This window comes from Streptomyces sp. NPDC029151, from assembly GCF_055564315.1.
The window spans coordinates 21,521-30,705 of the sequence record NZ_JBVHWQ010000021.1; the positions used below are offsets into that span (position 1 = coordinate 21,521).

At 70.2% G+C, this 9,185-nt stretch carries 9 protein-coding genes; 8 read left to right on the top strand and 1 reads right to left on the bottom strand.

Annotated elements, in window-relative coordinates:
* The first annotated feature begins 54 nt into the window (after nucleotides 1-54).
* From dnaK to ACZ4VF_RS37785, 6 genes are all read left to right on the top strand, one after another.
* Nucleotides 55-1,899, top strand: a complete 1,845-nt coding sequence (dnaK, locus tag ACZ4VF_RS37760) for a molecular chaperone DnaK (protein WP_467931734.1) — start codon at nucleotides 55-57, stop codon at nucleotides 1,897-1,899.
* The gene (gene grpE, locus ACZ4VF_RS37765; RefSeq protein ID WP_467931736.1) at nucleotides 1,896-2,555 is read left to right on the top strand and encodes a nucleotide exchange factor GrpE; all 660 of its coding nucleotides are present in this window, start codon (nucleotides 1,896-1,898) and stop codon (nucleotides 2,553-2,555) included. The genes dnaK and grpE overlap by 4 nt, the downstream gene beginning before the upstream one ends.
* A gap of 42 nt (nucleotides 2,556-2,597) precedes the next feature.
* Nucleotides 2,598-3,764, top strand: coding sequence for a molecular chaperone DnaJ (dnaJ, locus tag ACZ4VF_RS37770; protein ID WP_467931737.1), 1,167 nt, complete (start codon nucleotides 2,598-2,600; stop codon nucleotides 3,762-3,764).
* Nucleotides 3,765-3,769: 5 nt separating this feature from the next.
* On the top strand, nucleotides 3,770-4,237 hold the full coding sequence (locus ACZ4VF_RS37775; RefSeq protein ID WP_059255065.1) for a heat shock protein transcriptional repressor HspR: 468 nt from the start codon (nucleotides 3,770-3,772) through the stop codon (nucleotides 4,235-4,237).
* A gap of 470 nt (nucleotides 4,238-4,707) precedes the next feature.
* Nucleotides 4,708-5,814 (top strand): sugar ABC transporter substrate-binding protein, encoded by a 1,107-nt coding sequence (locus tag ACZ4VF_RS37780; protein ID WP_467931739.1) that lies wholly within the window; start codon nucleotides 4,708-4,710, stop codon nucleotides 5,812-5,814.
* A 247-nt stretch (nucleotides 5,815-6,061) separates the two neighbouring features.
* The gene (locus ACZ4VF_RS37785) at nucleotides 6,062-7,105 is read left to right on the top strand and encodes a helix-turn-helix transcriptional regulator (protein WP_467931740.1); all 1,044 of its coding nucleotides are present in this window, start codon (nucleotides 6,062-6,064) and stop codon (nucleotides 7,103-7,105) included.
* A gap of 278 nt (nucleotides 7,106-7,383) precedes the next feature.
* On the opposite strand, the gene ACZ4VF_RS37790 is transcribed toward ACZ4VF_RS37785, so the two are convergent.
* On the bottom strand, nucleotides 7,384-8,379 hold the full coding sequence (locus tag ACZ4VF_RS37790) for a helix-turn-helix transcriptional regulator (protein WP_467931741.1): 996 nt from the start codon (nucleotides 8,377-8,379) through the stop codon (nucleotides 7,384-7,386).
* 131 nt (nucleotides 8,380-8,510) lie between these two features.
* Here ACZ4VF_RS37790 and ACZ4VF_RS37795 point away from each other — a divergent pair, with 131 nt between their 5' ends.
* Entirely contained in the window at nucleotides 8,511-8,705 is a 195-nt protein-coding gene (locus tag ACZ4VF_RS37795; RefSeq protein WP_467931743.1) for a hypothetical protein, read from the top strand.
* 1 nt (nucleotide 8,706) lies between these two features.
* The gene (locus ACZ4VF_RS37800; protein ID WP_467931744.1) at nucleotides 8,707-9,042 is read left to right on the top strand and encodes a hypothetical protein; all 336 of its coding nucleotides are present in this window, start codon (nucleotides 8,707-8,709) and stop codon (nucleotides 9,040-9,042) included.
* The last annotated feature ends 143 nt before the right edge of the window (nucleotides 9,043-9,185 follow it).

Here is a 9,185-nt window from a genome sequence, read left to right on the forward strand (position 1 = left end):
TCTCCTCGTGCACACTTGAGCCTGTTCCACTCAAGTCAGCTGGAGGAATCAACCATGGCACGTGCGGTCGGCATCGACCTGGGCACGACTAACTCCGTCGTCAGCGTTCTGGAGGGCGGCGAGCCCACCGTCATCACCAACGCCGAGGGTGCCAGGACCACGCCGTCCGTCGTCGCCTTCGCGAAGAACGGCGAGGTGCTCGTCGGCGAGGTGGCCAAGCGCCAGGCGGTCACGAACGTGGACCGGACCATCCGCTCGGTGAAGCGCCACATGGGCACCGACTGGAAGATCCAGCTGGACGGGAAGGACTTCAACCCGCAGCAGATCTCCGCGTTCATCCTGCAGAAGCTGAAGCGGGACGCCGAGGCCTACCTGGGCGAGAAGGTCACGGACGCGGTCATCACCGTCCCGGCCTACTTCAACGACTCCGAGCGTCAGGCGACGAAGGAGGCCGGCGAGATCGCCGGTCTGAACGTCCTGCGCATCGTCAACGAGCCGACCGCCGCCGCGCTGGCGTACGGCCTCGACAAGGACGACCAGACGATCCTCGTCTTCGACCTCGGCGGCGGCACCTTCGACGTGTCCCTGCTGGAGATCGGCGACGGCGTCGTCGAGGTGAAGGCCACCAACGGTGACAACCACCTCGGTGGTGACGACTGGGACCAGCGCGTCGTCGACTACCTGGTCAAGCAGTTCCAGTCCGGCCACGGCGTGGACCTGTCCAAGGACAAGATGGCCCTCCAGCGCCTCCGCGAGGCCGCCGAGAAGGCCAAGATCGAGCTGTCCTCCTCCACCGAGACCTCGATCAACCTGCCGTACATCACGGCGTCCGCCGAGGGCCCGCTGCACCTGGACGAGAAGCTCACCCGCGCCCAGTTCCAGCAGCTGACGGCCGACCTGCTGGAGCGCTGCAAGACGCCGTTCCACAACGTCATCAAGGACGCCGGCATCTCCATCAACGAGATCGACCACGTCGTCCTCGTCGGTGGCTCCACCCGTATGCCCGCCGTCGCCGAGCTCGTCAAGGAGCTGACCGGCGGCAAGGAGGCCAACAAGGGTGTGAACCCGGACGAGGTCGTCGCCATCGGCGCCTCGCTCCAGGCCGGTGTCCTCAAGGGCGAGGTCAAGGACGTCCTGCTGCTCGACGTCACCCCGCTGTCCCTCGGTATCGAGACCAAGGGCGGCATCATGACCAAGCTGATCGAGCGCAACACCACGATCCCGACCAAGCGCTCCGAGATCTTCACCACGGCCGAGGACAACCAGCCGTCCGTGCAGATCCAGGTCTACCAGGGCGAGCGCGAGATCGCGGCGTACAACAAGAAGCTCGGCATGTTCGAGCTGACCGGTCTGCCGCCGGCGCCGCGCGGCGTCCCGCAGATCGAGGTCTCCTTCGACATCGACGCCAACGGCATCATGCACGTCACGGCGAAGGACCTCGGCACCGGAAAGGAGCAGAAGATGACCGTCACCGGCGGCTCCTCGCTCCCGAAGGAAGAGGTCGACCGCATGCGCGAGGAGGCCGAGCGCTACGCGGAGGAGGACCACAAGCGCCGCGAGGCCGCCGAGGCCCGCAACCAGGGCGAGCAGCTGGTCTACCAGACCGAGAAGTTCCTCAAGGATAACGAGGACAAGGTCCCCGGCGAGATCAAGACCGAGGTCGAGGCCGCGGTCGGCGAGCTGAAGGAAGCCCTCAAGGGCGAGGACACCGCCGAGATCCGCACCGCCACCGAGAAGGTTGCGGGCGTCTCGCAGAAGCTCGGCCAGGCGATGTACGCCGACGCCCAGCAGGCCGCGGGCGGTCCCGAGGGTGCCGCCGCCGGCGGTGCCAAGGCCGCCGACGACGACGTCGTGGACGCCGAGATCGTGGACGACGAGCGCAAGGACGGTGCCGCGTGACGGAGGAGACCCCGGGCTTTGAAGAGAAGCCCGACGTCCCCTCCGGCGCCACCTCCGACGACGCCGAGCCGAAGGCCGCCCCCGAGGAGGGGGCGGCCCCGGCCGGGGACGGACACGAAGAGAACGCCGGTCTGGTCGCCCAGCTGGACCAGGTGCGCACGGCGCTGAGTGAGCGTACGGCGGACCTCCAGCGGCTCCAGGCCGAATACCAGAACTACCGCCGCCGGGTCGAGCGTGACCGGATCGCGGTCAAGGAGATCGCCATCGCGAACCTCCTGACCGAGCTCCTGCCCGTGCTCGACGACATCGGCCGCGCGCGGGAACACGGCGAACTGGTCGGCGGCTTCAAGTCGGTGGCCGAGTCGCTGGAGACCGTCGCCGCGAAGATGGGCCTCCAGCAGTTCGGCAAGGAGGGCGAGCCCTTCGACCCGACGATCCACGAGGCCCTGATGCACAGCTACGCGCCGGACGTCACCGAGACGACCTGCGTGGCGATCCTGCAGCCGGGGTACCGCATCGGCGAGCGCACCATCCGCCCCGCGCGGGTGGCCGTGGCCGAGCCGCAGCCCGGCGCGCAGACCGTCAAGGCCGAGGGCGCCGAGGAGTCCACCCCGGCGGCCGACGACAAGGAGAGCGGTGGCCCGGACGAGGGCTGACGTGTTGACCGAGGGAAGGCCGGGAGAGGGGGTACGTCGAGGATGAGCACCAAGGACTTCATCGAGAAGGACTACTACAAGGTCCTCGGCGTCCCCAAGGACGCCACCGAGGCCGAGATCAAGAAGGCGTACCGGAAGCTCGCCCGCGAGTTCCACCCGGACGCCAACAAGGGCAACGCCAAGGCCGAGGAGCGCTTCAAGGAGATCTCCGAGGCGAACGACGTGCTCGGCGACCCCAAGAAGCGCAAGGAGTACGACGAGGCGCGCGCGTTGTTCGGCAGCGGCGGCTTCCGTCCCGGACCGGGTACGGCCGGCGGCTCCTTCAACTTCGACCTGGGCGACCTCTTCGGAGGCGCCGCCCAGGGCGGAGGCTTCGGCGGAGGGATCGGTGACGTCTTCGGGGGCCTGTTCAACCGCGGCGGCACCGCGGGCCCGCGGACCCAGCCCCGGCGGGGCCAGGACATCGAGTCCGAGGTCACGCTGAGCTTCACGGAGGCCATCGAGGGCGCCACGGTGCCCCTCAGGATGTCCTCCCAGGCGCCCTGCAAGGCCTGTTCCGGCACCGGCGACAAGAACGGCACGCCCAGCGTGTGCCCGACCTGCGTCGGCACCGGACAGGTCGCCCGGGGCTCCGGTGGCGGCTTCTCGCTCACCGACCCCTGCCCCGACTGCAAGGGCCGCGGCCTGATCGCCGAGCACCCCTGCCTGGAGTGCAAGGGCAGCGGGCGGGCCAAGTCGTCCCGGACCATGCAGGTCCGCATCCCGGCGGGTGTCACCGACGGGCAGCGGATCCGGCTGCGCGGCAAGGGCGCGCCCGGCGAGCGGGGCGGTCCGGCCGGCGACCTGTACGTGGTCGTCCACGTCGGCGAGCACCCGGTCTTCGGGCGCAAGGGCGACAACCTCACCGTCACCGTGCCGGTGACGTTCGCCGAGGCGGCCCTCGGCGGCGAGGTGCGGGTCCCCACGCTCGGCGGCCCCGCCGTCACCCTGAAGCTGCCGCCCGGCACCCCGAACGGCCGCACGATGCGGGCGCGGGGCAAGGGCGCGGTCCGCAAGGACGGCACCCGCGGCGACCTGCTGGTCACCGTCGAGGTGCGTGTCCCCACGGACCTGTCGGGGAAGGCTCGTGACGCGCTGGAGGCGTATCGCGAGGCGACCGCGGGCGAGGACCCGCGGGCGGAGCTGTTCGAGGCCGCGAAGGGAGCTTGAGAGTGATGGACGGCCGTCGTCCCCGTCAGCGCGGGGGTTTTTCACCGTACGAACTGACTGATGAGACCCCGGTCTACGTCATCTCGGTGGCGGCCCAGCTGTCCGGACTCCACCCGCAGACCCTGCGCCAGTACGACCGCCTGGGCCTGGTCTCCCCGGACCGCACCGCCGGCCGGGGCCGCCGCTACTCGGCCCGTGACATCGAGCTGCTGCGCCAGGTGCAGCAGCTGTCGCAGGACGAGGGCATCAACCTGGCCGGCATCAAGCGGATCATCGAACTGGAGAACCAGGTCGCGGCCCTCCAGTCCCGGGTCGCCGAGCTGGAGGCCGCCCTGGACGGCGCGGCGGCCGCGATGCAGCAGCGCGAGGCCGCCGTGCACGCCTCCTACCGGCGCGACCTGGTGCCGTACCAGGAGGTCCAGCAGACCAGTGCGCTGGTGGTGTGGCGGCCGAAGCGGCAGCAACAGGACTGACCCGCACCGTCGCGGAACGAGAGGGGCCCGGACTTCCGGGCCCCTCTCGCCTTGTGCGTCCCGCCCGTGTCCACGGCGTCCGCGAAGGCGCGGCGCTCCTCGCCGTCCGGGGTGGCCCGGGCCGCCGTGGCGGACGCGGCGAGCACGGCGGCGGCCGTACGTCTGGCTGAGTTCATTCGGTCCTCTGAGCGAGTCGGGGCGCGGTTCGGGGCCGCCGCGATCACGACCCGTGACGTACCGGGCGGGTTGTACGGATCCGTGCGGGAACCGTGAACTCCCTTTGGGTGTACGGTCCGTAAAGGTCACTTGAAGGGGTTTCGCGCGACCTTCACAGATGCAGCTGTGCGTGGTGTTGCGCACTCGTTAAGTGATTTTTCTTGACGGCGGGTACGGGCTCAGCGTTGTCTTTTCAGTCACCTGGGTCGTATTGCAGCACCCACGTCCGGAAACGCACCTGAAGTGAGCCCCGCATGCGTCGTATCGCCATTTCCGTGGCCCTGTCCACGATGACCCTCTCGCTCGCCGGCTGCGGCGTGCTGAACGCGACGGGGGACGGCGCGAGCGCGAGCCCGACGAAGGGCAACGACATCACGGTGGGCCTGCTGCTGCCGGAGAAGTCGAACACCCGCTACGACAAGTTCGACTACCCCATCATCAAGGACAAGGTGGCCGAACTCACCAAGAAGCAGGGCAAGGTGGAGTACGCCAACGCCGACGCCAGCGCGGCCCGGCAGTCCGAGCAGCTCCAGAACATGATCGACTCCAAGGTGGACGTCATCCTGCTGGACGCCGTCGACGCGCACGCCGTCGCCGACGGGGTGAAGAAGGCCAAGGACGCGGGCATCCCGGTCATCGCCTACGACCGGCTCGCCGAGGGCCCGATCGACGCGTACATCTCCTTCGACAACGAACTCGTCGGCGAGGTGCAGGGCCGCACCCTGCTGGAGGCCCTCGGATCGGGCGTCGACACCTCCGACAAGGTCGTCATGATGAACGGCTCGCCCACCGACCCGAACGCCAAGCAGTTCAAGGAGGGCGCGCTCTCCGAGCTCAACGGCAAGGTGGACATCGCGGCGAGCTACGACACCACCGAGTGGAAGCCGGAGAACGCCGAGGCCAACATGGCCAAGGCGATCGCGCAGATCGGCAAGAGCAACATCGCCGCCGTCTACGCGGCCAACGACGGCATGGCCGGCGGTGTCATCAAGGCCCTGAAGGCGGCCGGCGTCACCGACCTGCCCCCGATCACCGGCCAGGACGCCGAACTGGACGCGGTGCAGCGGGTCGTCTCCGGTGAGCAGTACATGAGCGTCTACAAGTCCTACCCGGACGAGGCCGAGGCCGCCGCGCAGATGGCCGTCACCAAGATCCAGGGCAAGGACATCCAGTTCGACGCCCTCACCCAGGACCGGGTGGACAGCCCCACCGCCAAGGACATCCCGGCCCGGCTGGTCCAGGTGAGCGCGCTCACCAAGCGCACCATCAAGGACACCGTCATCGAGGACGGCATCTACACCGTCGGGGACATCTGCACCGCCAAGTACAAGGCGGCCTGCGCGGCGATCGGCCTGAAGTAGGCCCGTCCCCGGTGGCAGGCCCGCCCGTCCCCGTCGGCACCCGCGGGGGAGCGCCTGCCGCGCCGCCGGAACGCCGCCCCCGCCCCGCCGTCACCTCGGTGCAGCGCGCGGGGCGGAGCGGCGCCGAAACCCGGTCGGAGCGGGACTTTCCGGTGACCCCCGCGCAGTGAGCCGTGTTGCGGACCCGGTTGGGCGCCGCGCATAGTTGCGCTGCGGAAGTGGCAGCACACCGGGGGTGGAATGGGCGATGGCCGGGCACGGGGCGGAGGAGCATCCTCACGGTGCCGACCGGCTGTGTGCGGCCGGGGACCGGGTGTACTCCCGTGCCGTGCGCCGGGGCCGGGTGCCGCGCACGGACGCCGAACCGGTGCCCTGCCTGCTGGAACTGGCCCTGCTGCACCCGGACCCCGACGACATGGACTGGCTGGTGCCGACCTCCCCGCAGGAGGTCATGACCCGGCTGCTGCGCGGGGTCTACGACGAGGTCAGCGAGAGCCAGCGGCGGGTGGGCTCGGCGGTCGCCGCCTTCGAGTGGTACGCGGGCCTGGGCCGGCAGCTGAACGCGCTCGTGGCACCGGCCGAGGGCAGCGCCATCCGCGTCCTGGACGGTCTCTCCCGCATCCAGGCCGCGATGGACGAGGCGACCGATGCGTGCACCACCGAGGTGCTCACCGTGCAGCCCGGCGGCATCCGGCGCGAGGCGGAGCTGACCGAGGGCCTGCACCGGGCGCTCGCCCTGCGCGGCCGGGGCGTCCGCATGCGGGACCTGTACACCCACGTCGCCCGGCACGGCCAGGGCCTGCTCAACTACCTGGAGCTGATGGGCGACACGGTGGAGGCCCGCACCCTGGACGAGGTCATCGACCGGCTCATCCTCTTCGACCGCACGGTGGCGTTCATCCCCGCCAACGCCGATCGCACGATGGCCCTGGAACTGCGCCACCCCGCGCTGGTGGAATACCTGGTGACGGTCTTCGAACGCCTCTGGCGCCTGGCGATCCCGTTGACGGCGCCCCTGCCCGACACGGGCATCGAGGGCATCTCCCACCGTGAGCAGTCCATCGCCGCGCTGCTGGCGGAGGGGCACCAGGACGCCGTCATCGCCGAACGCCTCGGCATCAGCGTCCGTACCTGCCGGGCCCACATCGCCCGCCTCTCGGAGACCCTCGGCGCGGCCAGCCGCACCCAGCTCGGTGTCCGCATCGCCCAGGTCGGCCTCGACGGCCACCGCCCGCCCCTGCCGACCACCGCCCTCACCGGCCGGGACCAGGAACCCCCGAGCGCCCGCTGAGGCGCCCTAGGGCCTCTCTTCCGGGTCTTGGCGGGGTCGCGGGGTCTGGCACGCACATCTGCGGCGTTGTCGTCGGTTGCCGGCTCCCCCACGCTCGACGTCGCTCGCGCGGGGGGACCCCCATCGCGTCGACGCCCTCCTCCGCCGTGCGGCTGCACGCACCCGACCCCGCTCGGGTCGGCCGACAGTCACCGTCGCGGGGGGCCGGCCTGATCCGAGAGAGAGAGGCCCTGGCCGCGTCCGGCGGCCCTCACCGCGGGGCGCGCGGCCCGGGCGCCTCAGCGGGCCGCCTGGGTGTCCCGGTCCAGGATGCCGGACTGGGCGATGAGGTAGCCGAGTTGCGCGCGGCTGCCGCTGCCGAGGGCATGGGCGAGTTTGGCGATGTGGGCGCGGCAGGTGCGGACGTTCATGCCGAGGCGGCGGGCGATGGCCTCGTCCACGTGGCCTTCGACCAGGAGCTTGGCGATGGAGTGCTGGATCTCGGTGATGCCGCCGGGGGCCGTCTCGTAGGGGGCGCCGGCGCTCAGCGGGACCGCCCGGCCCCACATGAACTCGAACACCTTGATCAGGTAGCGGACCAGGCCCGGATGACGCAGCTCCAGCGCGACCTGCTGATCGTCGCGGATGGGGATGAAGGCGACGGCCTCGTCGCAGACGATGAGCCGCTCCACCAACTCGTCGATGGTGCGGTACTCGGCCTTGCCGTTGGCGAGTTGGGCGACGTACGCCAGCTTCTCCGGGTTGTACCGCGCGGTGTGCTGGTAGAGCGTGCGGATCCTGACGCCGCGTTCGATGAGCGGCCGGTCGCGTTCCAGGCCCCGCAGCAGGTTCTGCTCGGACAGGCGGTCACTGGGCTGGACGGTGAGCACTTCGTTCTGGCACTGCGATGTGGCGAGGTTCAGCGCCGCGTTGATGCGTTCCCCGCCCTCCAGCACCGCGATGGAGTCGGTGGTGGCGGCCATGTGGCTGCTGAGCGCCATGAACGGCTCGAAAGCATCGGCGAGTCGGACGGACAGCCGCCTGCGTTCTGTGATCTCCCGTTCTATGGGGCTGAGGCGCTGTGCCAGGGCCACGGGTGCGGGGAGGGGCAGGAGCCATTCAGGATCGTCCGGATCCGGATGCAGGAGGTCGAACTCCACTAGACAGGGGGCGGTTTCCACCTCTGACCGAGCGATGCGTCCGGCTCGCAGAGCATCGGCGTAGAGACGTCCACCATCCTCACACATCTCGGTCACGGCATGGGGATGTGCAGCTTTAGTCCGATTCGTTGCCAAATCTCCACCCCCCAGGGTCCTGAACGTGCAGGAACATGATGCATCGATTATGTGGCCATGACGTGCCCGAATGAGCCATCGTCGTACTCGACGGGGGAAGAGGGGACCTTCAAGTGAGGACGAAGCCGACTATGGGCAAGAGACTGCTTCGCTCGATACTTGTCGCCGCTTTCTCCGTCGTGATGACCGCGGGGGCGCTGGGCGGCCTCGCGAGCGAGAAGGCCGACGTACGAGCGGACACAACCTGGCCGGGCGCGGTCGCGGCGAGTGTGGCACTGAGCGACACCACGTGGCCGGTGGCCCCCAAGGACGGCGTGAGGAGCTGACGTGACAACCCCGCCCGACGACCGCTCCTTCCGTCGCGAAATGGCCACCGCCTACCGCTCCGGCTGGCACTTCATCGATCTGGTCACCGCCATCCCCCACAGCGGTGACTCGCTGATGGTGACCGTGTTCGGTGAGCCGGTCGTCGTCACGCGGGACGAGGACGACGACGTGCGGGCGTTCCGGTGTCTGCGCAAGCCGCGCGGTGCGCCGCAGCCGGTGCGATGCGCCATCCGGTACGGAATGATCTTTGTGAACCTGGACCAGCGGGACCACCGGCTGTCCGAGCCGGAGGACCCCGACCTGACGACCATCTCGGCCACCCCCCGCAGTGCCTGACGCGATTCCCCCGTCGTAACAGATCGCTCAGGCGCTTCCCCCCGCAGCGGGGGGGGGGGGGGGGGGGGGGGGGGGGGGGGGGGGGGGGGGGGGGGGGGGGGGGGGGGGGGGGGGGGGGGGGGGGGGGGGGGGTGGGGGGGGGG